This window comes from Catenovulum sp. SX2, from assembly GCF_052056295.1.
Lineage (GTDB): Bacteria > Pseudomonadota > Gammaproteobacteria > Enterobacterales > Alteromonadaceae > Catenovulum.
Map to the genome: position 1 here is coordinate 2,526,301 of NZ_CP182493.1, position 25,655 is coordinate 2,551,955.

The following is a 25,655-nucleotide window of genomic DNA, read 5'->3' on the forward strand; positions in this document are numbered from 1 at the left end:
AACACTCACCTTGGTTATTATCCCGAGTTGAGCTCTCCTGAGTTCCTGTTATTTTTGTTTTGCTGGTTTACTGCGGAAGCGTTTGTGCGCTATTGCTAACAAAAGCACACAACTAGAGGCTGCAACTAAATAGCGCAATTCTATGTCTAAAGATTGGTTGAATATGGTACTAAGTAACTCTAGGCTGATTACCAGGTAGATAAGTTTTCGCAGGGTATGTTCTTTTAATACCGTTAGCATAAAAGCCCCTAGAGGCGCGCCTATTGCGGCAACAATACAAGCTGTCCACCAACTATTTATCACAAAGTCGGATAGTTCGATTGATTCGATAAAAACCAACCAAACTGATGCGCAAATTGCGTTAAATGCCATTAACACTACAGTGCTCGGAATTGCTTCTTTAATCGGGTATTTCAGCACATAAACTAATACAAAAAACAATACAACATCTGAGCCAGAGCCTAAACTGGCGGATAAAAAACTACCTAACACGGCTGAGGAAAATAGGATCAGTGGTTTGTATTTTAGTTCGTGCCTACGCGCATATAGGCTATGGTTGCACAGCCATAACACCCAAGCTGTCACTAAAATAAATTCACTAAAGGCAAATCTTAACCACTGTGCGCTTAAGCTTGTTTGGCTCAAGGCAAAAGGCAATACGATCAAGGCTGCTGGAAAACAATAGCCGAGTAGTTCCCAATGAATTTTAACCTTGCGACTGATAAAAAACAGTGTCGCAAAGCCCATGCCTATAGTTTGTATAGTTAAACTAAAATATTTAGCATCTATGGCATTTACTGCAAAAACTTTAGTTAATACTGGGAATGCAACCGCACCACCTCCTAATGGAGTAATTCCGGCGACAAATGAACCAAACACCATAGTGAGTGCAGAGGTCCAATACTGCGCGAACAATTCACCCGCAGCGAGCGGTTTGTCGCTGACGAACCAAAATACAACTAGGCTGAGCAAAGCGATAGGGTATAACCACGCAAGGTTAGGCTTTAATTTACTACTCACTTTCTTCTTTCAATTGTTCTATGCGTTGGATTGTTTTGGTGATTTTACATGCTCTAAATTTACTTGCCGCTTCCGAAGAGGTCAGGTTTTGAAAAAATACACTGCGGCATTGTGATTCAATAAATTTGTCGTAGTGGGCGTTTGCACGTTTAAATTCACTTAACATGCTTTGATTACCGCTGTTGTTTACTTGTGCTGTTAATTTGTCTTCAGCATCGACAATCCATGTTTGTAATTCGCGTAAAACTTGTTTTTCGGTTTCATCTAAACAAATAGCATAAGCGGTTTGGCTGGCACTATTGGTTTTGCAGTTTTCGATAAGTTTATTCGCTTTGGCTTTGGCGCTTTCTGCAATCGCAGTAAAACTTGTCAATCCAGCCAATAAAATAATAGCGATAACGTTTTTATGTGATCTAACCAATAGCATTAACCTTGAAACTCCCCAATTGCAGCTTTTAAGATGCTTGACTTAACCAAAGGTAATTGATTCAGTCCAGTGACTAAACTGCGTCGTATGCCTTTTAATATAGGTGATTGACTTGAGTAACTATAGTAGAGCAAATCCATTAAGTAACTCATGCTGTTTATATCAAGTTTGCGTTTAAATTGAAATTGTCGCCAAAAATTTTGTTGATGTATCGCGGATAAATCACCCTTTAGTGCTGAAAGTGTTTGGCACAACAATTGTGCATCTCTAATGCCTAAATTAACCCCTTGGCCAGCTAATGGGTGAATGGTATGAGCCGCATCACCCAATAAAACTAAATTATCTTTGGCTAAATTAGCGGCAGTCATTTTTTGCAGTGGGAAAGATGCACTAGCGAGAAACTGAAAATCTGAGCCTTTTAAATAACGGCTAAATAACTGGCTTAGATATTGAGTTTGTTCAGCGTTTGACTGTTGGGCTAGTTGACGCAGTTTTGCCGGTTGGTCGTAAATTATGAGTGTGGCAAAATTATCGTACAAAGGTAAAAACGCCAGCGCTTGAGCTTGGTGGTTATCAAATACTTGCCAAGTATGCTGACCAGAATCGTCTGTGAGTTGAATATTGGCGCAATAACAAGCTTGATTATATTGCCAACCGCTTGTTGGTTGTTTTAATACATTACGTACTTGTGACTGCGCGCCATCGGCCGCAATTAATAATTGGCAATGAATTTGTTGTTGCTCAGTATCAAGTACCCAGCCATCTGCTGTTTGGTTGATATCCGTGATTGTTTCAACTCGCACAGGCTCTGCAAATTGTTGCAGCGCAGCATATTGCAGATGTTGATTTTCAACAAAACAGCCTAACTGCTGTTGCTGAATATCAGAGGCATTAAAATGACAACTCGCATGTTGTTTTTCTTGCATCGATAGTTGAGTAAACGCATTTAATCGTGACGGATCTAACTGCTGCCAAATGCCTAATTCAGTTAACCAATTGACGGATGACAAACTAATAGACGATACGCGTAAATCTGGCGTTGGACTATTGATAGCAAATGTTGGTTGGGTTTTGTCGAGCAATAGGCATGAATAACCTAGTTGTTTTAACGCAGACGCAAGGGTTGCACCCACCATACCAGCGCCAACAATTGCAATATCACAGTTATTATTTTGCACAGTTTAAAACCAAGCAGATTCATTTGCTGTTCATAATAACATAATCAATCTTATAAATTACGAAGCTGGATCAATAATCTATCCATAGCTCGATAGCTGAGTGCTTGAGCCAAATGACTTCTATCTAATTGTTCTGCGCCGGCTAAATCTGCCAAGGTGCGTGCGACTTTTATTAACCTATGATAGGCGCGAATGGATAAATTGAGCTTTTCGATCGCAGTTTCAAGAAAGTCAGCGTCAGTTGGGCTAATCGCTGCATACTTTTCTAATTCTCTGTTGGATAAATCACAATTAAGTTTACCTTGGCGGTTTAACTGGGCTGCTTGCGCAGCTAAGACTCTTTGGCGGATTTGCGCAGAAGTTTCGCCGCGCTCTAAGTTGTCACGTAAACTGCCTTTGGGTAAACGAGCGACTTCAATTTGAATATCAATTCGGTCTAAAAAAGGACCGGACAATTTACTTAAGTAACGCAACATTTGTTCTGGGGTCGAGCGCATTTGTTCATCGTTGTAATGACCACATGGTGATGGATTTAGTGCTGCAATTAATTGAAATTCAGCTGGAAAATCAACTTGCCTAGCGGCGCGGCTGATGGTTACTTTGCCTGATTCTAAAGGTTCTCGCAGAACATCTAATACTTTGCGATCAAACTCTGGTAACTCATCTAAAAACAATACACCGTTGTGAGCCAGTGATATTTCGCCGGGTTTAGGTTGGCTTGAACCGCCAACTAAAGCCACTGCAGAGCAAGTGTGGTGCGGTGAGCGAAAAGGGCGGGTATACCAGTTATCGTTTTCAATTTGTTTACCGGTAATTGAATAAATTGCGGCGGTGGTGATTGCTTGCTGTTCATCTAGTGGTGGCAAAATAGTCGCTAAACGTTCAGCCAACATGGTTTTTCCTGTGCCCGGCGGGCCTAACATTAACATATGGTGGCCACCTGCTGCGGCAACTTCTAAAGCTTTTTTCGCATGTGGCTGGCCGATAACATCTTGCATATCTAATAAATGTTCAGTGTTGTGTTGACCCTGTTGACATTGCGCTTGTTGCAAAACTTGTTCGGCGGTTAAGTGTTGTTTAACTGCTATTAGGTTATTTGCGCCAAAAACTTGCGCTTGTTGAATGCGCGCTGCGGTTTGTGCATTGCTCGAGGGTAAAATGGTTTTGCGTTTGGCTTGATGGCAAGCCATTGTTAGCGGTATTTCACCTAAAATAGCGCGTAATTCCCCTGATAATGCTAGTTCACCGGCAAATTCATAATCAGCAATGGCTTCAAGTGGAATTTGCTGACTTGCAGCTAAAATACCAACTGCAATCGGTAAATCAAATCGACCGCCTTCTTTGGGCAAATCGGCTGGTGCTAAGTTAACAGTTATACGTTTGTCAGGGAATTCAAATTCACTATTGATAATAGCACTGCGGACTCTGTCTCTTGCTTCTTTGACAGTGGTTTCTGGTAAGCCAACTATGCTAAAAGCCGGTAAACCGTTAGATATGTGTACTTCAACTTGAACTAGTGGCGCGTCAATGGCGACACGAGCGCGACTATAAACTATAGCTAATGACATTATTCCCTCAACTTTAACTTGGTGATGTAACCAAGTTTTTCCATTAAACAAGCAAAACCCGAACTACTTTAAGCAATGCGAGTAAATAGCATTGAAACAAAAGCGTGTTAAAAGGTCAATTAATCAATAAAGCTGGTTGAATAGTGCAGCCGCTTGTGGCTAATATAGCCAAGTAAAAATGGATAAAAACATCATATAGCCATAAACAGACAAAGAGTGCTAACGAGTGCAGATAAACACAAAAATACCAACTAATTTAATCACAGGGTTTTTAGGGGTCGGCAAAACGACCACTATCCAACATTTGCTTAAACATAAACCGGCGGAACAAACTTGGGCTGTATTGGTAAATGAGTTTGGTGAGATTGGCGTGGACGGCGCATTATTGCAAGATTCAGGCGCTTTACTCAAACAAGTTCCTGGTGGTTGTATGTGTTGTGTGCAGGGTGTTGGCATGCGTGTTGGTTTAAATGAGCTGATTAAACAAAAGCCAGATCGTATTTTGATTGAACCAACTGGTTTGGGTCATCCGAAACAAATCATGCAAACTTTGCAAGATGAGATTTTTTCTAAGTACTTAGACGTTAGAGCAACTATTACTATGGTTGATCCAGCAACAGTGCAAGACCCAAGATATTTAGAAAATGAAAACTTTATTGCCCAAGCACAAATTGCCGATGTGATTATTGCCAATAAAGTTGAAAAAGCGACTCCTGAGCAATTAGCTGCTTTTGTTGAGTGGAGCAGTAATTATCCAAATGCGCAGCAGATTGGCCAAATCAGTTATGGCCAAGCAGATTTAGCTTGGTTAGACAGACCAAGTGCGAGCAAACCATCAGCCATCACAAGTAGTGAACATCATCAACCAGTTGATAAAGCTGTCACAGCAGCGCTAGAAATACCACAAGGTGAACATTGGATTATGCGCTCACATTTTTCTGACGGCTATTGGAGTTATGGATGGTTGCTTGATCAAGAAGTGGAGTTTGAGTTGACTGATTTATTAGATTGGATATCTGATCTTAAAGCACAAAGGGTAAAAGCTGTGGTTAAAACCAGTAAGGGGGTGCTGAAAATCAATGCGGTACTTGACGATGTCAGATTTGAACCCGCTCGTTTATTAGATAATGCTGTGCTTGAAATTGTCACTGATAAGCAGATCAACCAACCGAGTTTTACTCACTTATTAAGCTAAACTCTAGCTTTCGATTAGTTTGTTGCAGTAGTTGATAACAACTACTGCCCTCCTTGATAAAACCTATTTAAATTTATATAGATTAAAAACGTCTAAAACAAATTGTTTAATTGTCGTGTTTTTCGACTAAAATGACGGTGTGTATAAATTTGACGAAGTGTCAAAAATAAACGGAACGTCAATAATGGGATGCTGGTTAAATCGACTAAGAGAAAAATATCAAAGACACTGTGATAGTGTCGATAGGTCGTCGCCGCGTAATAAAGCTGAAAAAATTCTCCAGCGAGAACAAGAGTTATTGCAGCTTGCGCATCAATTGGTTGATGAAGTTGGCTTAAATAATTTGACCATGGAAAAGTTGGTCGCGGTATCGCCATATTCAAAAGGTACTATCTATAATCATTTCTGCTGTAAAGAAGATTTGTTAGCCGCTTTGGGTGTGCATTCAATGGGTTTGTGTTCTGAACTTATGCTCAAAGCACAAAGTTTTGCCGGCAATTCTCGAGAACAAGCTTTGGCAGTACATTATGCTTACCACTTGTATGGTTTGTTAGAGCCAGCTCTGTATATGTGTGTACTGAATTGTAAAACACCAAGTGTGCAGGAAAAAGCGTCAAAACAAAGACTAGAGCAGTTGGAAAAAGTGGATAAACAGATAGCTCAGTTATGTGATTCTTTTTTTCAGAAAGGTCTTGAAGATGGCAGCTTACGCATTGCTCAACAAGATATAGCTTACGTATCGTTTGCCAATTGGGCGTGTTCGTTTGGGACTAACTTATTGTTACAAAATGCAGCCGAAAGCTTCGCAATATCAAGATTAACTGAAACAAACCGCGTTTTATTCAACATTAATCTTATGTTTGATGGTATGGGCTGGCAACCAGTCAGCACCGATTATGATTATCAACAAAGTTGGCAAAAAATTGAGCTGCATTTTGCTGATTATGTAGCAATGCTTAACTAATTTACATTAATGGCCCAAGAGGATGGGATAAATATGAAACATCAGTGGTTAGAAACTATGGTCAAGCGACCATTTTGGGTAATAGTGCTTGGTTGCATTGTTGCTTTTACCCTAGCTGCAGGCGCACAAAATTTATATTTTCGTGGTGACTATAAAGTATTTTTTGGGCCTGAAAATGTTCAGTTGCAAGAGTTTGAAAGCATGCAACGTACCTTTAGCAAAAACGACAATGTAGCGATTGTGGTTGTGCCAAAATCGGGAGATGTCTTCAACAAAGACATATTCACTTTGGTAATGCAAATGACCGAAGACGCTTGGCAAACACCCTTTTCGACAAGGGTAGATTCAATCACCAACTACCAGCATACTGAGGCTGAAGGGGATGATTTAATTGTGGATTATCTGGTGGGTGAGTTTTCTGATGTTGAAATCACTCCGCAGATGATAGACAAAGCAAGAGAGGTAACTCTGCATGAGCCATTATTAGTCAATCGTATTGTATCGCCTACGGGGCATGTCACTATGATTAATGTAACAGTGCAGTTGCCAGATAAGCTCGACCAAACTGCTGATGTTATGCAAGTGACTGCGTCGGTGCGTGCTTTGGTTGAAAAATATTCCAAGCTTTACCCACAGGTAGATTTTCATTTAACCGGCATCATTATGATGAACAATAGTTTTGCTGAAGAGTCTATTTTAGATTTATCTACTCTTGTTCCCGGCATGTTTCTCGCTGTACTGATTATGCTAGCTATTTTGTTACGCTCAATATTGGCAACTGTTGCGACACTAATTGTCATCGCATTTTCGATTTTAGCTGCTATGGGTTTTTTTGGATGGGCGGGCATGTATATGTCAACTGCGACCATAGGTGCGCCGACTATTATTATGACTCTTGCTGTGGCCGATAGTGTACATATTATTGCGTCGGTAAATTACAATTTGCGTCAAGGGATGGAAAAATCGCAAGCTATTGTGGAAGCGCTTAAACTAAACTTAGCGCCAGTCTTTATTACTAGTTTAACTACAGCTGTGGGCTTTTTAACCTTCAACTTTTCTGATGTGCCACCACTGCGCCATTTAGGAAATTTAGTTGCTTTTGGTGTGGTTATGGCGTTTATTTTTGCGATAACTATCTTACCTGCATTGCTGTATGTATTTCCAATCAAGCCCGCCAATACAGGAGATGGCAAATTAACTATGATGGATCAGTTTGCTGATTGGGTTGTGCGTAAACACAAACTGATACTGCCAGCAACCGCTGTAATGGTTTTAGCTATATCTGCTATGGTGCCTTTAAATAACGTAAATGACGTACCTGTTGAATATTTTGGTGAGGACATTAAATTTCGCCAGGCTTCTGACTTTATGGACGACAATTTACAAGGGGTTTCGACAATTGATTTTGCATTTCATACCAACGAAGAAAGTGGCATTAACGACCCTGAGTTTTTAGCTGTTATTGAAAAATTTAGCCAATGGTTAAGAGAGCAATCAACAGTTGATCATGTTTTAACCTTAACTGACACATTTAAACGGTTAAATAAAAACATGAATGCTGATGATCCAGCTATGTATAAGTTACCTGAACAGCAAGAAATTGCAGCGCAGTTTTTGTTAATGTACGAAATGTCTTTGCCATACGGATTGGATTTAAATAACCAACTAAACGTTGATAAGTCGAGCATGCGACTCAGTATTGCTATGGATAACTTGGGTTCAAAAGAGGTCATCGATATGGAAAATTCGGTGCGTGCTTGGTTTGCTGACAATGCTCCGCAAGTTAAAGTTACAGCTGCAAGCCCTTCGTTGATGTTTGCCCATATTGGAGAAACAAATATGCAAAGCATGCTGATGGGCAGTGCACTTGCTTTGGTATTAATTAGTATATTGTTGGTATTTGCGTTGAAATCGGTCAAATTTGGTTTGATCAGTTTGTTGCCAAACTTAGCACCTGCAGCTATGGGCTTTGGTATTTGGGCGGTATTTGTCGGGCAAGTTAACTTGGGTTTATCTATCGTAACCAGTATGTGTTTAGGTATAGTGGTTGACGATACGGTACACTTTTTAAGTAAATATAAAAAAGCACGAGAAAAAGGTCAAAATGCAGAACAGGCTGTCCGTTATGCGTTTGCGAGTGTCGGCCGGGCTTTGTGGATCACAACTTTAGTTTTATTTGTAGGCTTTATGGTATTGGCGCAATCTTCATTTGCGCTGAATGGTGATATGGGCTTATTAACCGCTATTATTATGGTGTTGGCTTTGGTGGTCGATTTCTTATTATTACCTGCGTTTTTACTAGTGTTTGATAAAAAAGTTTATTCTAGTGGAGTGGAAAATGTTGAACAAAAACAATCTGAAAGTTTGGCTTAAATCGGTCAGCTTAATTGGGGCTCTGTTGTTTGCAAACAATCTGTTTGCAGAAACAGCGGAAGAGAAAGGTTTACGTATCGCAACTGAGCGCAAAGCCGTCGACAAAGGTTGGGGGGATAGCGAAGCTGAAACCCAAATGATTTTGCGTAATGCCCAAGGTGAAGAAAGTGTCCGAGAGATACGTACGCGTGCGCTTGAAGTTGATGGTGATGGTGATAAAGGTTTAACCATTTTTGATCAACCAAGAGATGTTGCAGGCACTGCTTTCTTGAATCATTCACACATTAATGAGCCGGATGATCAATGGTTGTATTTGCCTGCACTTAAACGAGTAAAACGTATTGCTTCACGCAATAAATCAGGTCCATTTATGGGTAGTGAGTTTGCTTATGAAGACTTAGCGTCTTTTGAGGTGGCAAAGTATACTTATAAATATTTGCGTGACGAAGTGGTTAATGGAGAAAACTGTTGGGTATTAGAATCCATCCCAACGGATAGATATTCAGGTTATACTAAACAAATTGTTTGGATTGACCAAAAGCATCATAGGGCGCAAAAAGTTGAGTTTTATGACAGAAAACACGCGCTACTTAAAACTTTAACTATGTTCGATTATCGTTTGTATTTGGACAAATATTGGCGCGCGCATAAGTTATCTATGGTTAATCACCAAACAGGTAAAAGCACAGATTTAATTACCGCTGAAACCAAATTTAGAGTGGGATTAGAAGCGCGCGATTTTGAACAAAATGCGCTTAGACGAGCGCGCTAAGCTAGAAAATAAACAAAATAGGACAAACCTATGCAAAGGTTAAAAAAAGTTACTTCCGCTGTTATTGCGGCTGTTTGTAGCAGTCTGTCAGCAGGTGTTATTGCTGAAGATACTACAGAATTTGAATTACGTGGTTATGTTGGTGGCGAGGCGCGTTATTATGCAGAACACTCGCATGATCCAATGCAATCAGATAGCCAGTATTCAATTACAGCCGAGCCGGAATTCTATTGGCAATGGCCAGATGGCAATAACAGTTTAACTTTTAAACCTTATGTGCGCATAGATAGCCAAGACAGTGAACGTACCCATGTGGATATCCGCGAAGCGGTGTGGTTACATGTGGAGCGTGATTGGGAAATGCGTATGGGTATTAGCAAGGTATTTTGGGGAGTGACAGAAACCGTTCACCTTGTTGATATTATTAACCAAACGGACACAGTTGAGGCCTTTGATGGTGAAGAGAAACTGGGCCAACCTATGGTTCAGTTAACTTTTCTCAAAGATTGGGGCACGTTAGACGCTTTTATCCTACCAGGTTTCCGCGAGCGTACTTTCCCAGGTAAAGAAGGGCGTTTACGTGGCGCTTATATCATAGATACAGATAATGCTCTGTTTGAATCGTCGGATAAAACTGGCCATATAGATTTCGCTTTGAATTGGCGCAATACCTATGATGACCTAGATATCAGTTTAAATTGGTTTAATGGTACCTCGCGTGAGCCAACTATAATTCCACAAACGGATGCACAAGGTTTACTCACAGGTAAATTGACACCTTTCTATCCACAAATAAATCAGTTTGGTGCAGTCGCTCAGTATATTTATTTAGATTGGATATGGAAGTTAGAAGCGATAAATCGTTCAGGCGATTTGATTGATAATTACAATGCTATGGTTGGTGGTTTTGAATATACCTTTGTTGGTGTGTTTGGCAGTTACACTGATTTAGGTATTGTGGCTGAGTACGGTTGGGATGAGCGTGGTACGGATGCAACAACGCCAACGCAAAATGATATGTCACTTGCCGCCCGTATAGTGTTAAATGATATTAGTTCGACCGAAATTTTAGCCGGTTGGACACAAGATTTAGATTTTTCTGATAGTCGTTCATTATTTATTGAAGCCAGTACCCGTGTTGGTGACTCAACCAAAATCACCTTAGACATGTGGTTATTCAATTCAGAAGACCCGACTGATGTTGGTTACACCTTTACCAACGAAGATTTTGTCCAGTTAGCGGTTGAGTGGTATTACTAATCTGCTAGATACCTGTTGGATATGACAACGCCCCATAGCAATCTGCTCTGGGGCGTTTTTATTTATTATCCGGAGTTTAGGTTAGTCACCCGTTCAATTTGCTGTTTTAGCTGTTTGTTGAGTTAAATCAGTTTCTGGCCAAAATAATGCTAGATCGGCCGGTTTAGCTAAATCTGCTTGGCTATAATCACAAACACCAGTTGGAAATATTTGCTCTAATATTGGCTGTTGATTCTTCATATCATACTGACCGTACCAACCTTGTTTAATTGCTTGAGCGACCGGTATTTTTGCACAGTCAAAACTATCACCACGCCACGAAGCACCAGCTTGAATACGGCTGGTCGAATAAACCGTGAATATTCGACTGCAAGTGCCCAAATCTTTGTTGTTCCAAGGGCCATCAAATACATCTTGACCAGCGGCGATGATACCACCTTGAGCATCAAAACATTGGTCGACTAAATTAGTCGGTTTAGCGCTTAAAACATCATCTCCGTTGCGCATATTGAGCAGCCATTGATCCATCACAGCAAAAGCGTCATCAACTGGATTGTGTTTTTCATCGGCTAACCACACTACTTGGTTATTATAATGACCTTGGGTTTGTAACATGCGCATGCGGGCTGCAAAAGTGGCTGACACATGGTGCATATCAAACTTATCTTCTAAATAATGGCGTACATCTAAAATAGGAATGTCAGCAAGCCCTGCGAAAATTTGTCCGTATCTGTAGCCTCGCTCAACAGCTATATGATCAGTTTTACTGCGCGGCGCAATTTGATTATTCACCGGCTGTTGGACGTTGTGTTTACCCCACAGCGACAACCAAATTTTTAGGTTTATCCCTGGAATATCAGCAATGCGTTCCGCTTGCATTTTATCAGGTGCTTTCCAGCTACCAATTTTTTTGTTGATATCAATAAATTGTTCTATGGTTAACTGGCCTTGCTGTAGGGCTTTTAAACCATATTGCACACCTTCGTTACCCCATATGTGCCGGGCAAAACCTTGTTCATTTTTTCCGTATACATTAACTAGATCTTGCCAGTGGCTCCAATGTACGTGTTTTTTTAGGTCTTCAGAAACCGCATTGTTTAACCAGCCTTGGCGCGGGTTGTGAATATAAGCGTATAAACCAAACCAACCGTTTATACATTCACTATTGCCTTTAGGATAGCTTGGCATTACGCCACTTAAAACTTGATTAATTGGTTGGAAAAATGCGCCTTTGTGTGGTTCACCGTTATCCGCATTCAAACCTTCAATTTGCTGACGTTTTTGCCAATTTTGCCATGTTTCAGGTTCATCGGTTTTGAAGGTGTAGTAGTTGTTTAACAAATCACAATCAAGTGCATATAAAGCTTGCGATACCATATCCGGGTAGGAGTAGAGAGGGAGTGCTCCATCAATTAATCCGGGTGAATTCTGCGCCATTAAATATTGCGCTAAGCCGCCGCCTGAGCCACCAACACCGACTGTGTATAAAGGTTCACCATACAGGCTGATGAACTGACGTTTTACTCGCCATGCGGTATCTTCTGCCATTAACATATTGTAACTGTGGCTAGTGCGGTTGGCACCAGAGCTAATTACGGCATAACCTTGTTTTAGTTGACTGAGGCGACGTTCAATGAGTTTGGCTGGACGCATATCGCCTTGTTTAAACCCTATGCCAGCCCCTCCGGCAAACTGGTAAACTAACTTATTGTTCCACAAAGACTTAGACTTCCTGTCATCGATTTCGTCTACTGTGATCGGCATCGCGATTAAATAGACATATCTATGGATCACACCATATTCAACTCGTACTAAAGTCTGATGTGCTCCAATTGGTTGTTGTTGGTACTGGCTAATTTTTTCGCCATCTATAACATAATATTTCAACCCTGAAGGTATTTGGCAATCTTTACTGAAACCTACAATGTTATCTCTGTTATTACGGTCACTGTGTTCTTTATAAATTGGTGTGCCCCAGCCATGTTGATTGTCGACTAATGGTTGGCCTAAACCTGATTTTTCAGTCATGCAAACAAAAGGATATTGTAAATCGCCAGAATAAAGTGGTTTGAGTGGGCCAACTTCACCTAGTTGTATAGGGTAGTTAAAGGTATCCAATGGCCTTGGTGTGTGGCGTATATGTTTGTCTGGAATTAACAGCGGCGCTGTTTCCACAGGTGGCAGTGCGGTAATCATTTGTGGATTGGTTTGTTCATTGGAAATAAACGCGGTGGTAAAACCAATAATTGCGCAAATGGCTATAAGCATCCCTGTCAGCCGTTTTACTCTTATCATCACAGAGACCTCACAGCTTTAGAATTGACCTATGCTCAGGCTTAATTCTGGGGTTATGTTAATAAATGGTTAACGGGTGTTTTAGTTAAGTGTAGAAGTGCGAATAAATTTTGTACAGAAAACCTACAATATTTAATTAGCCTTAGCTGAGGTCAATTGCCTTAGGGAGATAAGGTGAAGTTAGGTAATAAAAAAGCACAGCTAAGTATCAGCGTACTTAGCTGTCGATGGAAAGTTAGAGTATTTGGCTACTGCTTAACTAACTTTGTTTAATTTAGTTACTTTATTTGCGTCTGAAGAAGCTTCTGCATCAGTTGTTGGTTCAGCAAAATCTAATTTGGTTAATTCAGATGCTTTACCTTTAAATGCTTTGGCGAATAAGTCTTTGTTGCGTGCAACCAAGCGACCAATATCGTCAAGTTTGTCACTTTCTATTCCAGGCACATTTTCTTCAATTGCGTTGGCAATCGCCTCGGCTAATTCCAACATTTGGTCATGTGCGTCTGCATCTTTTTTATTGGTAAACATTTTTCCATCCCGATCACATTGCCATAGTGCTTTGACAGCCATTTATTTTCTCCAACTGTTTATTTATACAGTTAATTTAATGCATAATGGTGCTTGTGTACAGTTTTTATTCATCTAACAGGCGATTTTTTATGCTAATAGTGAAAATAATTACTCAGATACGAGACAAGTTATCTAAACTTAATTAAAGTTGGCAGATTCGTGACAGTGATGCAGTTGCAAACACAGGTGAAAGAACAAAATAATAAGGTAGCAAAAGCCGATATAGAGTCGCTTCATCGTATATTTACGGTGCCAGAAGCACCTGACTCAACCTTAGGTAAAATAGACAGCGAGATCTCGCAAAACCTTGCTGGATTTCTCAAAGAACACGTTGTGGCTAAAGCAATTTCGCTTGGCGATATTGAACGTGATTTTTTTGATCCTTGCATTCCTGACCAGCCAACATTTGTTTCTGAGCATACCAAGTTTTTATTAGAAAAATTGGTTGCGCAGTCGGTGCACACAGCCGCACCAAGTTTTATTGGCCATATGACATCGGCTTTACCTTATTTTATGTTGCCGCTGTCAAAAATCATGATTGCGCTGAATCAAAACTTGGTCAAAATTGAAACTTCCAAAGCTTTTACCCCGTTAGAGCGGCAAGTTTTGGGCATGATGCATAAATTGATTTATCACAATAATCCAGCTTTTTACGCTGATTATATGCATTCTGAATCAGATTCATTAGGTGCATTTTGCTCAGGGGGCACAATTGCCAACATCAGTGCTTTGTGGGTTGCACGCAATCAGTTATTAAAAGCCGATGGTCAGTTTCCTGGTGTGGCTAAAGCAGGCATTTTTAAAGCTATGCTGCATTATGGATACCAAGGCATGGCGGTTTTGGTGTCGCGTCGTGGCCATTATTCATTAGCTAAAGCTGCGGATGTATTAGGTTTAGGCCGAGATGATTTAATCGCGATAGATGTGGATGACAAGCATAGAGTTGATGTAGCAAAAATGCGTGAAAAAGCTTATCAACTCAAACAGCAAAAAATTGCAGTATTAGCCATTGTTGGTGTTGCTGGCACAACCGAAACCGGCACCATAGATCCACTCGATGAATTAGCTGATTTAGCAGCAGAGTTAAACTGTCACTTCCATGTTGATGCGGCTTGGGGTGGGGCAACTTTATTCTCAGAACAACACAAACATCTATTAACTGGCATTGAACGAGCAGATAGCGTGACTATAGATGCGCATAAACAAATGTATGTGCCTATGGGCGCGGGTATGGTGTTGTTTAAGTCGCCGAAACTTGCCAGTGAAATTGAGCATCATGCAGAATATGTGTTACGTAAAGGCTCTAAAGATTTAGGTTCGCACACGCTTGAAGGCTCACGCCCAGGAATGGCTATGCTGGTTTATTCGGCGCTGAATATATTGGGGCGACAAGGCTACCAATTGTTGATTGATCAAAGCTTACAAAAAGCGCAATATTTCGCCGGTATCATTCAACAACATAAAGATTTCGAGCTAGTCACACAGCCTGAGTTATGCATATTAACCTATAGATATGTGCCAGCTGCCGTAAAATCCTTATTGGGTTCTGCAGATCAAGCACTAACACAAACTATCAATGAGTATTTGGACGACTTAACTCGTTTTGTACAAAAACGTCAGCGTGAGGCGGGCAAATCTTTTGTTAGTCGAACACGGATTAATGTCGCAAAATACCATGGTCAGGTGGTGACGGTTTTTCGAGTGGTGTTGGCTAATCCACTGACAACAGAGCTTATATTGCGAGATATTTTAGCTGAACAACAAGTATTGGCATTAGAAAGCGAAATCGCCTTGCCTAAACTCAATCAATTAACCCAGAGGTTAACAACCAATTAGAATGAATTCATCTTCAACCCAACTCAATTATCATCCACTATTGGCGGAAAAAGTTTGCCAATTTGTCAGCGAGCAATCTCAGCCTATTTCTTATGTTGAATTGTGCAATCAATTTAATATCAACGACAAAGATGCTCAGCACGAACTAACCGCATGTTTAAAAGCTTTAGAAGCTGAAGGACGGGTGATTATTGATAAACAACAAAACTATGCAACCGCAGAGGTGTTGGGTTTAGTTGTTGGTCGAGTGGTTGGGCATAAAGATGGTTTTGGTTTTGTTAGTCTACCCAAAGGGCAAAAAGATTTATATTTAGCGCAAGGCCAAATGGCGACCGTATTACATGGGGATTTAGTTTTAGCCAAAGCTTTGGGCAGTGATAACCGCGGACGTAAAGAAGGCCGGGTTGTACGTGTATTACAGCCACGTAATGAATCTATTGTTGGACGTATTTTTATTGAACATGGCATTGCTTATGTGATGCCAGATGACAGCCGCATTAGCCAAGAAATAATTGTTGCCAACGAGCATAAAAACGGTGCTCGCAGCGGCCAAATGGTAGTGGTTACTTTATTAACTCGCCCAAATAAAAAAATGAACGCCACTGGCAAGATCACTGAAGTATTAGGTGAACATATGGCGCCAGGTATGGAAATTGAAATTGCTTTGCGCAAATACGAAATTCCACACGAATGGCCAAATGCAGTTTTAAAAGCGGCAGAGCGAGTGCCAGAATTTGTTGGTGAAAAAGACAAGTTAGACAGAGTTGATTTACGCGAATTACCCTTATTGACGATAGATGGCGAAGACGCGCGTGACTTTGACGATGCAGTTTTTTGTCAGCGGAAAAAGTCAGGTGGCTGGCGTTTATGGGTGGCAATTGCCGATGTCAGTTATTATGTGCGCCCGAAAACTGCGTTAGATGCAGAAGCTCAACTACGTGGCACTTCAGTTTATTTCCCTGATCAAGTTGTACCTATGCTGCCAGAGCAACTGTCGAATGGTTTATGTTCGTTAAACCCACAAGTTGACCGTTTATGTATGGTTTGTGAAATGACCGTCAGTGAGCAGGGGCGTTTGTCAGGTTATCAGTTTTACCAAGCTGTGATGAATTCACACGCTAGGCTGACCTACAACAAAGTTAGCCAAATTTTGCAAGGTGATGAAAAACTCATCGAACGGTATCAAAGCTTAGTGCCGCATCTACAAGAATTACACGCTATGTACAATGCGTTAAAAGACGCAAGACATCAGCGTGGTGCAATCGAATTTGAAACCGCTGAGCCTAAGTTTATTTTTAACGCGCAGCGCAAAATTGATTCTATTGAGCTGGTGGTGCGCAATGATGCGCATAAGCTCATTGAAGAATGTATGATCCAAGCTAACGTTGCTGCCGCTCGATTTATCGCTAAACACGATGGCAATGCTTTATACCGAGTGCACGACGCACCAGATGGAGAAAAACTCACTCAATTTGTCCAGTTTCTAGCTGAGCTTGGCATTGAAAGTAATTTCTTCGCTGGTGAAATTAAACCAATACATTTTAAACAATTAGTTGATCGTATTCAGGGCCGACCAGACCAAGAGCTGATCCAAACCATGTTATTGCGCTCAATGAAACAAGCTGTCTATAGCCCAGACAACAATGGCCATTTTGGTTTAGCTTTACCTGCTTATGCCCATTTCACTTCACCAATTCGCCGTTACCCTGATTTAGTGGTACACAGAAGCATTAAAGCCATTTTGCTCAAACAGAAACAGATGCAAGCAGGTTGTGGTGAACACAGTTATTCGGATGCTGAAGCAGAAGCGCTTGGTATCAATAATTCGATGGCTGAACGTCGAGCTGATGAGGCGACACGCGATGTTGCTGGCTGGTTGAAATGCGAATTTATGCAAGATCACGTGGGTGATGTATTTAACGGCGTGATTTCTGCTGTGACCAGCTTTGGTTTTTTTGTTCGATTAGATGATATGCATGTTGAAGGCTTAGTCCATGTAGCTAATCTTGAAAACGACTTTTACATCTACGACAACGCCAAACAAAGATTAATCGGTGAACAAAAGCGCAAAGTGTATAAACTCGGTGATGAAGTCACCATCCAAGTTTTGTCGGCTAATTTAGACGAGCGTAAAATCGATTTTGTTTTATATCAGAGTGATGAAGAAAAACTCAAGCGCAGCCGCAGCTCGAAAGACTCAGAACAAGCGGATAACAAACGCAGTTCAAGTCGGAAAAAATCAGCGGGCAGTAAAACACAAGCTTTAATGCAGGCTGATGATAAATACCAGCAAAAACGCAGTGAAAAAAGTGATACTTGGCCAGAAAAAAGCGGCAAAGGTAAAGGTCGCGGCGCAAGCAAAAGTGCTGGTAAAAATTCAAAAAATGCTAGCGGCAAAAAAGCCTCTGGCACAAGTAAAAAACATGCAAAGAAAACCAGCCGTAAATCGGCTAAAAAGCGGAGATAAGCTTTGAGCAAATCTGAAATTATTTTTGGCATACATGCAGTAGAGTCATTAATGAATACCCATCCAGAACGATTTATTGAACTCTTTTGTTTAAAAGGTCGTCAGGACGATAGAGTAAACAGCATAATCAATTTAGCACGCAAACAAGGCGTGTCTGTCCAGTTTGCTCAACGCAAAGCGCTTGATGACAAATGTCAAAGCCCACAGCATCAAGGCATAGTTGCACGTGTTCGACCTGCACCTGTGTTAAATGAAAATGATCTAGAAACTTTATTAGAAAATTTAAACAAACCAGCCTTTTTATTGGTGTTGGATGGTGTGACAGACCCACACAACTTAGGCGCTTGTTTACGTACTGCCGATGCTGCGGGTGTTGATGCAGTAATAGCACCAAAAGATAAATCTGTTGGCTTAAATGCAACGGCGAAAAAAGTCGCTTGTGGCGCAGCAGAAACGGTACCTTTTATTCAAGTGACGAATTTAGCGCGTACACTTAAAGCCATTCAACAAATGGGGGTATGGGTTGTTGGAACGGCAGGCGAAGCCACGCAAGATGTTTATCAAGCAAAGTTGACTGGGCCAATTGCCTTAGTGATGGGTGCAGAAGGGGATGGCATGCGCAGGTTGACCCGTGAAACCTGTGATGAGCTGATTTCCATTCCTATGGCAGGCAGTGTTTCTAGCTTAAATGTAAGTGTTGCCACTGGCGTGACTTTATTTGAAATTGTCCGTCAACGTTTAGCGCACAATTCTTAATTTCTCTTGGTTAGTTCTGGGGCATTAGCCAGCAAAAACTATTACAGAAATGGCCAACAATATCGGCAAACAGATGTTAGTTTTGCCGATATCCGTCGCCAATTTGGTTTTAGAGCCATTCATATCGGCCGCTGGGTAACTCAACAAGAACAAGCTAAAGCCGCCAACCTTATTTTTGATGCCTTGATGGATTTAGCGACAATTTTGCAAGTGCCGCCGCAAGTTTTATCTCTGCGCAATACCTTGTCGCTCGCTTTTGGTACTGGTGGTCAACCTGGTGTACAAGCCCATTATGAGTTGAACCGGCACATGTTAGCGCTGGCTAAAAATGCCGGGGCAGGAGCTTTAGCACATGAATGGTTTCATGCGTTTGATCACTATATAACGGACAAAGTGTTTAAACCGGCTAAACAGAAATTTGCCTCACATGCTTGGTTATTAGACAGTTGTTTGAATAATCATCCCCTTAACTTGTTGTTAGTTGATATATATAAACAAATCTTTTTGTCAGTTGATGGGAAGTCTGTCAGCACATTATTTGCCCATTGCGCGCAGGTGGATAAACAACTTGGCCAAGTGTATTACGCTTTACCAGAAGAACTCGCTGCGCGCTGTTTTGAAGCTTTTGTTCAAGACCATCAATTAAAAAACCAATACCTTGTTAGCGGCACTAAACAAACGCAAGAAGCTAAACTAGGGTTATTTCCAACTGAGCAGCATAGGCAAGGTATTAATCATGCTTTTAGCTGTTACTTTGCGCAATTGGGGCGCAGTTTTACTATATGTGCGTAAAATAACAGCAGTTTTATGGCAAAAACTTGTTTAAATGCAAATGTGGTGTTATAAAATCGTAAATTAATTCCCTTCCACTCAGTGTTAGATATTCGTCCATGGAATACACAGACGCATTTTTCGAAAAAATAGTGCAAAGCGCCCGTTATGGAATATGGGTGATCGATGAATGCTGTATTACCCAATATGTAAATCCAAGCATGGCGAATATGCTTGGTTATCGTGTTGAACAAATGCTCAATCAACATCTGTTTAATTTTTTAGATGTACAAGGTGTTGAAGCTGCAAAAATTAACTTAGCCCGTCGCCGCCAAGGTTACGAAGAGCAGCACGAAGCAATTTTCCAACATAAAGAAGGTTATGCTGTTTATACCATGTTGGTTACTTGGCCAGTTTTTGATGAGTCTGGTAATTACAAAGGCGCAATCGCAGGTATAGTGGATGATGCTCAGCGACAAACCATGTTGCATGAGTTAACTGAGATAAAAGAAAAACTGCAGTTGTTCGACAAGGTAACACTCGATGGCATCATTATTCATCAAGGTGGGCGAATTATAGAGCTCAATGATGCCAGTTGTCGTATGCTTGCAGGTAGTCGCTCTGAATTGATGGAGCGTGATTTCACGGCTATGTGTGTACCTGAGTCTAAACAATTGGTTATTCAAGCGATGCAAAGTGAAAGCATCAATAAGCTCGAAATAAAAATTCAAACGACTACGGGTAAAGCGCTCAATATTGAGTGGACCAGTAAACGCATGCTTTACCGAGGCGACTCGGTTCGAGTGAGCGTGCTGCGCAATGTAACTCAGTACCGCCAAGCGCAAACCGCGTTAGAGCAAATCGAATTAACCAATCAAGCGCTTATTGAAAATGCACCAGAAGCCATTGTTTTATTTGAACCAACCAGTGGCAAAATTCTCCAAGCTAACTCTAAATCTCACGCCATTTTTGGTTTAACCGGCCAAAGCATTTACGATTATTCGATTCAAGATTTGTTGGCAGAGCAAGATGGCAAACTTGTTGGTTATGGCCATGCGTTTGATAGTTTATTGCAACTCGCCAACTCATGTTTGGCGCCTATGGCAGAAATTAAAATAAAACATGCATCCGGCGCATTAATTGATTGTGAATTACGTTTGGTGGCTATTCAATGGCAAGGTCGTAGTTTATTACGGGCGTCGTTATTAGATATTCGAGCTCGTAAACAAGCGCAAAGCAAAATGCACCAATTGTCCAGTGCTTTGGAGCAGAGTGCCGACATGGTGTTGATTACCGACAAACAAGGCACGATCGAATATGTTAACCAAGCAACTATTTTAACCACAGGTTATAGCCAAGCTGAGTTGATTGGCAGCAAGCCAGATGTGTTTAATTCAGGTCAACATGATAAGTCATTTATAAAAAATTTATGGGCGACTATTTTAAAAGGGCATGCCTATCGCGACGTACTGACCAATCGCAAAAAAAGTGGTGAAATTTATTACGAAGAAAAAACCATCACGCCTCTGAAAAATGATCAAGGTGAAATAACCCACTTTGTTTCAACCGGTAAAGACATTACCGAACGTATGGAAATTCAAGCCAACTTGCGCCACCTAGCTTTCCACGATGTTTTAACTGGTTTACCAAACCGAGCTTTGTTTAACGACAGACTTAAAACCGGTTGGTTAAATGCTAAACGTCATAGGCAACAAATGGCCTTGTTGTTTTTTGATATCGATCATTTTAAACGTATTAACGACACTTTAGGCCATGACATCGGCGACGTTTTATTAAAACAGGTCGCGAAAAAACTCAAAAAAGGTTTGCGCGGCAGTGACACAGTTGCACGTTTGGGTGGTGATGAATTTGCGGTTATTTTAAACGACTGTAAAGACGAAAATGCAATTAGACATACAGCGGAAAAAATTATTCAGTTGATAAACCAACCAGTGAAACTCGCAGACCGTGAGTTGTTTGTCACAACGAGTATTGGCATTGCGGTGTATCCACAAGATGGCAAAGACAGCCAAGCGCTACTAAAAAATGCTGATGTCGCTATGTATCGCGCCAAAGCCGCTGGACGCAACACTTATATGTTCTATCGCCAAGAAATGAATGCTCATGCGTTTGAACGACTCACCTTAGAATCAGAATTACACAGAGCTATTCAGCAGCGTGAGTTTGTTTTGTATTACCAGCCTAAGGTTTGTCTACAAACCGGCCATATCTTAGGTGTCGAGGCTTTATTGCGCTGGCGTCACCCTAAAATGGGCATTTTGTTACCTGACAAGTTCATTCCTTTATTGGAAGATACAGGATTAATTGTGCCCGTTGGCCAATGGGTGATAGAGCAAGCGTTAGCAGATTATACTTATTGGTATCAACAAGGATTACAGCAGGTCAAACTTGCAGTTAATTTATCCCCAACACAATTGAAAGATGTAAAGTTTGTTGAAACTTTACAGCTTGCGTTAGCTCAACATAAATTGTCCACCAGTTGCCTAGAATTAGAAATAACTGAAAATACCATGATGGAAGATGGTGAAAAAGCTTTTGTGCTGATGCAACAGCTCAAACAATTGGGTGTGCACTTTTCAATTGATGATTTTGGTACTGGTTATTCTTCTTTGGCTTATTTAAAACGATTACCAGTTGAAACTATTAAAATCGACAGGTCGTTTATTCAAGATATTGGCATTGAACAAGAAGATGAAATTATTGTTCGTACTGTTATCGCTATGGCGAAAAATCTAGGGTATAAAGTTGTCGCTGAAGGGGTAGAAAATCTCGAGCAAGTACGCTTTTTAAAATCGCTTGAGTGTGATGTGGCTCAAGGGTATTTGTTCAGTCAACCTATTCCCGCCGAAGAGTTAGTTTTACATGTACATGATTTACAGCATCAAGCTGCGGATTTGTGTCATTAATATCTCAGCTTGTTGTTTAGGCAACCTGTGATATTCAACTAACCAATCAAAAGGGACAGATCTTGCCTCGTCTTGTTGGACTTGTTCTGCTTGTTCGTTTGCGCTGTTTAGCGAATCTAATATCAGTTGTTGTTCTAATTGTTCGAACTGTAATTCAGTTTTTAGCAATTGTTGTTTTAGTTGTTGGTAGTTTGGATTTTGCTCTGAGCTGCGCCAGTTGTAGCGACACTGACGGATAAGTCGCGTGTGTTGTTGGCTAAATTCTTCGAGTTGCTGACTGGTTTGTTCGAGTGTTGTTTGTGTATAGCTGTGGTTTTGTTGTTGTAAAATAGCTGCTAACAATAGCCAGTTTACATTTGCACCATAGTTATCTTGCCAGCCTAAACATTGTTGCTGTATTTGTTTATTTGCGTATAACTCACAAATTATTGGCCAGTATGGGTTTGTGGTGGTGCTGGTCATGTGTTTTCCGATTTTTTTCGTTTTGTTTTAGTCAGTGTCGCTGTATGAATTGCTGAAATCAAGCCTGTTTGCGCAATATTCAAGCCGCTCTGAAGCATGGTTTTTAAAAGCGCTGCCCGTACTGTGTGATATGCCCACAAGAGCGAGAGCATAACTTTCGCAAAACCGCTACTCTGGACTCAAGCAAATCTTGAGTAGACTATTCATCCATGAAGGGTAGGCCCTGTCGCCGTCCGTGGCTCCACCTCATCAAACTGCGAAGCGGTGCTTCGGTTTTGATTCGCCCATGAAAAAGAAATTTTGCTCTAAGTTATTGCTCTAGCTCTTTTTACTTATTGTGGTGCGGCTTGGATTTATCGCCGCAAGGTTTGGTACAACCAAGCCCATTGGAAGCATAATTTTCTAAAAACGCTTTGTGAAATACATGCAAATCTTGAGGCGTAATTCGTCCGTGAAGCTTGGTTCCTGTCGTCATCCATGACTCCACCTCATCAAACTGCGAAGCGGCGCTTCGGTTTTGATTCGCCCATGCCTTTTGAAGTTTTAGAAAATTAGCATTCCAACGCTTTATCTAACATTTCTAAGGCTATATTTACCAGGCACCTTCAGTAACGAACTCGCTGCAACTCAGGTGTGCATAAGGTATATGGGCGTGTTGCGAGCAAAACTTCACAAGAGAGGGACATCTTGTGTGAGCGGCTCAGGGATGAGTTAAAAGCGATTTTGCTCGGAATACCCCATATGCCTTATGTGAAGAATACTCCGAACATTTGGTGAGTTGTGCGAAATTTCCATGCGACCTGCACTTACCTCTCGAATGGCCTTTCGGCAAGCAAAGGTATTGCTAAATGTTTTGGCCGAAACTCTTTACTCTGCGTCAAATTGCGCCTGTAACTCAGCCAATTCCTCTTCCAATTCAAGCCAAGTTTCTTCGGCTTGTTGTAATTTAGGTTTGATATCAGCCTGTTCGGCCAACAATTTAGTTAATTTGTCTTTATTTTCAGCCAAATATAAATCATTGTCAGCAAGTTGCGTTTCTATATCAGATAACGTGTTTTGTAGCTTATCGACTTGTTGTTCGACCTGCTCAAGCTTTTTACGCAGTGGACGCGTTTGTTGTCTAAATTCAGCTTCGCGGCGTTTTTTGTCTTGGCGATTTTGTGCAGAGTTAGTTTTGTTTTCTACTTTATCAACGGACTTTTCGGCTGATTTCGCTTGGCGACTTTGTTCAACTAACCAAGTTTCGTAATCATCTAAGTCACCATCAAACTGACTAACTTGCCCGTCTGCTACTAGATAAAAGTCATCACAGGTACTGCGTAAAATATGTCTATCATGCGACACAATAACCATAGCGCCTTCGTAGCCTTGCAAAGCTACAGTTAATGCATGACGCATATCTAAATCTAAATGGTTGGTTGGTTCATCGAGTAATAACAAGTTGGGTTTTTGCCACACCAATAAAGCGAGCACCAAACGGGCTTTTTCACCACCAGAAAATGGTGCGACAGCGCTAGTCGCTTGATCGCCATTAAAACCAAACCCACCCAAATAATCCCGTAATTGTTGGTCTGTGTGTTTAGGCGCTAAACGCTGTAAATGCAATAAAGGGGATGCTTCGTCATCCAACTGTTCTAGCTGATGCTGGGCAAAATAACCAATATTTAAACCAGCACTGCGGCGTACATCACCCGCTAGTGGGGTTAAATCATTTGCTAATAATTTGATTAAGGTCGATTTACCTGCACCGTTACGACCTAATAAACCAATGCGACTACCCGGAACTAAGTTAAGCGCTATTTTATTGAGGATTATGTTGTCGCTATATCCAGCAACTACTTTATCGAGATTAATCAGCGGGTTTGGATTTTTCTCGGGCAAATAAAACTCAAAATGGAATTGGCTATCAGCATGCGCTGGGGCGATTTCTTCCATTTTTGCTAGAGCTTTCATACGCGATTGTGCTTGTTTCGCTTTACTCGCTTTGGCTTTAAAGCGGTCGATAAAAGACTGCATATGCGCGCGTTCACGTTGTTGGCGCTCGAACATAGCTTGTTGTTGCTCTAGCTGAGCAGCGCGTTGGCGCTCAAACGCGCTGTAGTTACCTGTGTAACTATTGGTTTTTTTGTTCTCAATATGAATGATATGGCTACAAACTTGGTCTAAAAAGTCGCGATCGTGCGAGATAACAATTAAAGTGCCTGGGTATAGAGTCAAAAATTTCGCAAGCCAAATAACCGCGTCTAAATCTAAGTGGTTGGTTGGTTCATCGAGTAATAATAGGTTGGAACGACATATCAAAGCTTGCGCCAAGTTTAAGCGCATACGCCAACCACCGGAGAAATCACTGACGGGTAAGTCGTGCTGTTTGTCGTTAAACCCTAAACCATTGAGCAATTGGCCTGCGCGTGAATGAACGGTGTAGCCATCTATATGCTCCATTTCTGTATAGAGTTGCGCAACTTTTTCGCCTTGTTGGGCGTTTTGAGCTTTTTCAATTTGTGCGCATAAATTGCGATATTCACTATCACCATCAATGACATAATCAATTGCACTTTTGCTCAGTGCAGGGGTTTCTTGTTTAACATGGGCTATTTGCCAGTTAGTTGGTAGCGAAAAATCACCTTGATCAATTTGCAGATCTTGATTAAACAAAGCAAACAAGCTGGATTTTCCGCAACCGTTTTTGCCAACTAAACCGACTTTTTGGCCGGCGTGAATGGTTGCACTAGCTTGTTCTAATAAAAATGCTTGGCCGCGCTGCAATGAAATTTGATTAAGGGTGATCATACATACAATCTACTGGTAAACTAT

The 25,655-nt window shown here is 41.1% G+C and carries 18 protein-coding genes; 10 read left to right on the plus strand and 8 right to left on the minus strand.

What is annotated here, in order from left to right; translation table 11 throughout:
• Positions 1-48: 48 nt before the first annotated feature.
• From ACMZOO_RS10645 to ACMZOO_RS10660, 4 genes are read right to left on the minus strand one after another with little or no spacing between them, the layout of a single operon-like run.
• Positions 49-1,020, minus strand: coding sequence for a sulfite exporter TauE/SafE family protein (locus ACMZOO_RS10645; protein WP_440903325.1), 972 nt, complete (start codon positions 1,018-1,020; stop codon positions 49-51).
• Positions 1,013-1,447: a hypothetical protein gene (locus ACMZOO_RS10650; protein WP_440903326.1), complete on the minus strand. Its 435-nt coding sequence runs from the start codon at positions 1,445-1,447 to the stop codon at positions 1,013-1,015. Before ACMZOO_RS10650 ends, ACMZOO_RS10645 begins: the two co-directional genes overlap by 8 nt.
• Positions 1,447-2,625, minus strand: coding sequence for an FAD-dependent monooxygenase (locus ACMZOO_RS10655; RefSeq protein WP_440903327.1), 1,179 nt, complete (start codon positions 2,623-2,625; stop codon positions 1,447-1,449). The genes ACMZOO_RS10650 and ACMZOO_RS10655 overlap by 1 nt, the downstream gene beginning before the upstream one ends.
• Positions 2,626-2,675: 50 nt before the next feature.
• Positions 2,676-4,193 (minus strand): YifB family Mg chelatase-like AAA ATPase, encoded by a 1,518-nt coding sequence (locus tag ACMZOO_RS10660; protein ID WP_440903328.1) that lies wholly within the window; start codon positions 4,191-4,193, stop codon positions 2,676-2,678.
• Positions 4,194-4,419: 226 nt separating this feature from the next.
• Between ACMZOO_RS10660 and ACMZOO_RS10665 the strand changes: the two genes are divergently transcribed.
• The 5 genes from ACMZOO_RS10665 to ACMZOO_RS10685 all read left to right on the plus strand — a co-directional run bounded on the left by ACMZOO_RS10665 (position 4,420) and on the right by ACMZOO_RS10685 (position 10,757).
• Positions 4,420-5,388, plus strand: coding sequence for a CobW family GTP-binding protein (locus ACMZOO_RS10665; protein ID WP_016954426.1), 969 nt, complete (start codon positions 4,420-4,422; stop codon positions 5,386-5,388).
• 184 nt (positions 5,389-5,572) lie between these two features.
• The gene (locus ACMZOO_RS10670; protein WP_440903329.1) at positions 5,573-6,352 is read left to right on the plus strand and encodes a TetR/AcrR family transcriptional regulator; all 780 of its coding nucleotides are present in this window, start codon (positions 5,573-5,575) and stop codon (positions 6,350-6,352) included.
• 33 nt (positions 6,353-6,385) lie between these two features.
• A complete protein-coding gene (locus ACMZOO_RS10675) occupies positions 6,386-8,725 on the plus strand; it encodes an efflux RND transporter permease subunit (RefSeq protein WP_440903330.1) in 2,340 nt (779 codons plus the stop codon).
• The gene (locus tag ACMZOO_RS10680) at positions 8,691-9,497 is read left to right on the plus strand and encodes an outer membrane lipoprotein-sorting protein (protein WP_440903331.1); all 807 of its coding nucleotides are present in this window, start codon (positions 8,691-8,693) and stop codon (positions 9,495-9,497) included. The genes ACMZOO_RS10675 and ACMZOO_RS10680 overlap by 35 nt, the downstream gene beginning before the upstream one ends.
• A 30-nt stretch (positions 9,498-9,527) precedes the next feature.
• A complete protein-coding gene (locus ACMZOO_RS10685) occupies positions 9,528-10,757 on the plus strand; it encodes a hypothetical protein (RefSeq protein ID WP_440903332.1) in 1,230 nt (409 codons plus the stop codon).
• A gap of 93 nt (positions 10,758-10,850) precedes the next feature.
• Here the strand turns inward: ACMZOO_RS10685 and ACMZOO_RS10690 are convergent, their stop codons facing one another.
• The gene (locus ACMZOO_RS10690; protein WP_440903333.1) at positions 10,851-13,025 is read right to left on the minus strand and encodes a DUF6351 family protein; all 2,175 of its coding nucleotides are present in this window, start codon (positions 13,023-13,025) and stop codon (positions 10,851-10,853) included.
• Between the two features lie 282 nt (positions 13,026-13,307).
• Positions 13,308-13,622, minus strand: coding sequence for a YebG family protein (locus ACMZOO_RS10695; RefSeq protein ID WP_440903334.1), 315 nt, complete (start codon positions 13,620-13,622; stop codon positions 13,308-13,310).
• A 168-nt stretch (positions 13,623-13,790) separates the two neighbouring features.
• Here ACMZOO_RS10695 and panP point away from each other — a divergent pair, with 168 nt between their 5' ends.
• The 5 genes from panP to ACMZOO_RS10720 all read left to right on the plus strand — a co-directional run bounded on the left by panP (position 13,791) and on the right by ACMZOO_RS10720 (position 22,379).
• Positions 13,791-15,458, plus strand: a complete 1,668-nt coding sequence (panP, locus tag ACMZOO_RS10700) for a pyridoxal-dependent aspartate 1-decarboxylase PanP (protein WP_440906299.1) — start codon at positions 13,791-13,793, stop codon at positions 15,456-15,458.
• A 1-nt stretch (position 15,459) separates the two neighbouring features.
• A complete protein-coding gene (gene rnr, locus ACMZOO_RS10705) occupies positions 15,460-17,925 on the plus strand; it encodes a ribonuclease R (protein ID WP_440903335.1) in 2,466 nt (821 codons plus the stop codon).
• Positions 17,926-17,928: 3 nt separating this feature from the next.
• Positions 17,929-18,681, plus strand: a complete 753-nt coding sequence (rlmB, locus tag ACMZOO_RS10710; protein WP_440903336.1) for a 23S rRNA (guanosine(2251)-2'-O)-methyltransferase RlmB — start codon at positions 17,929-17,931, stop codon at positions 18,679-18,681.
• 6 nt (positions 18,682-18,687) lie between these two features.
• The gene (locus ACMZOO_RS10715; protein WP_440903337.1) at positions 18,688-19,473 is read left to right on the plus strand and encodes a CLCA_X family protein; all 786 of its coding nucleotides are present in this window, start codon (positions 18,688-18,690) and stop codon (positions 19,471-19,473) included.
• A gap of 98 nt (positions 19,474-19,571) precedes the next feature.
• On the plus strand, positions 19,572-22,379 hold the full coding sequence (locus ACMZOO_RS10720) for an EAL domain-containing protein (RefSeq protein WP_440903338.1): 2,808 nt from the start codon (positions 19,572-19,574) through the stop codon (positions 22,377-22,379).
• Here ACMZOO_RS10720 and ACMZOO_RS10725 read toward each other — a convergent pair.
• Together ACMZOO_RS10725 and ACMZOO_RS10730 are read right to left on the minus strand one after the other, a co-directional pair.
• On the minus strand, positions 22,347-22,841 hold the full coding sequence (locus ACMZOO_RS10725) for a TIGR02444 family protein (RefSeq protein WP_440903339.1): 495 nt from the start codon (positions 22,839-22,841) through the stop codon (positions 22,347-22,349). The genes ACMZOO_RS10720 and ACMZOO_RS10725 overlap by 33 nt on opposite strands.
• A gap of 867 nt (positions 22,842-23,708) precedes the next feature.
• Positions 23,709-25,631 (minus strand): ABC transporter ATP-binding protein, encoded by a 1,923-nt coding sequence (locus ACMZOO_RS10730; protein WP_440903340.1) that lies wholly within the window; start codon positions 25,629-25,631, stop codon positions 23,709-23,711.
• Between the last annotated feature and the right edge of the window lie 24 nt (positions 25,632-25,655).

What these genes read in the sequence shown, in the direction of transcription:
- ACMZOO_RS10725 (WP_440903339.1), bottom strand. Translation starts at nt 22,841, where the DNA reads ATGACCAGCACCACCACAAACCCATACTGGCCAATAATTTGTGAGTTA.
- ACMZOO_RS10650 (WP_440903326.1), bottom strand. Translation starts at nt 1,447, where the DNA reads ATGCTATTGGTTAGATCACATAAAAACGTTATCGCTATTATTTTATTG.
- rnr (WP_440903335.1), top strand. Translation starts at nt 15,460, where the DNA reads ATGAATTCATCTTCAACCCAACTCAATTATCATCCACTATTGGCGGAA.
- ACMZOO_RS10730 (WP_440903340.1), bottom strand. Translation starts at nt 25,631, where the DNA reads ATGATCACCCTTAATCAAATTTCATTGCAGCGCGGCCAAGCATTTTTA.
- ACMZOO_RS10680 (WP_440903331.1), top strand. Translation starts at nt 8,691, where the DNA reads ATGTTGAACAAAAACAATCTGAAAGTTTGGCTTAAATCGGTCAGCTTA.
- ACMZOO_RS10670 (WP_440903329.1), top strand. Translation starts at nt 5,573, where the DNA reads ATGGGATGCTGGTTAAATCGACTAAGAGAAAAATATCAAAGACACTGT.
- ACMZOO_RS10690 (WP_440903333.1), bottom strand. Translation starts at nt 13,025, where the DNA reads ATGCTTATAGCCATTTGCGCAATTATTGGTTTTACCACCGCGTTTATT.
- panP (WP_440906299.1), top strand. Translation starts at nt 13,791, where the DNA reads ATGCAGTTGCAAACACAGGTGAAAGAACAAAATAATAAGGTAGCAAAA.
- ACMZOO_RS10685 (WP_440903332.1), top strand. Translation starts at nt 9,528, where the DNA reads ATGCAAAGGTTAAAAAAAGTTACTTCCGCTGTTATTGCGGCTGTTTGT.
- ACMZOO_RS10720 (WP_440903338.1), top strand. Translation starts at nt 19,572, where the DNA reads ATGGAATACACAGACGCATTTTTCGAAAAAATAGTGCAAAGCGCCCGT.
- ACMZOO_RS10695 (WP_440903334.1), bottom strand. Translation starts at nt 13,622, where the DNA reads ATGGCTGTCAAAGCACTATGGCAATGTGATCGGGATGGAAAAATGTTT.
- ACMZOO_RS10660 (WP_440903328.1), bottom strand. Translation starts at nt 4,193, where the DNA reads ATGTCATTAGCTATAGTTTATAGTCGCGCTCGTGTCGCCATTGACGCG.
- ACMZOO_RS10675 (WP_440903330.1), top strand. Translation starts at nt 6,386, where the DNA reads ATGAAACATCAGTGGTTAGAAACTATGGTCAAGCGACCATTTTGGGTA.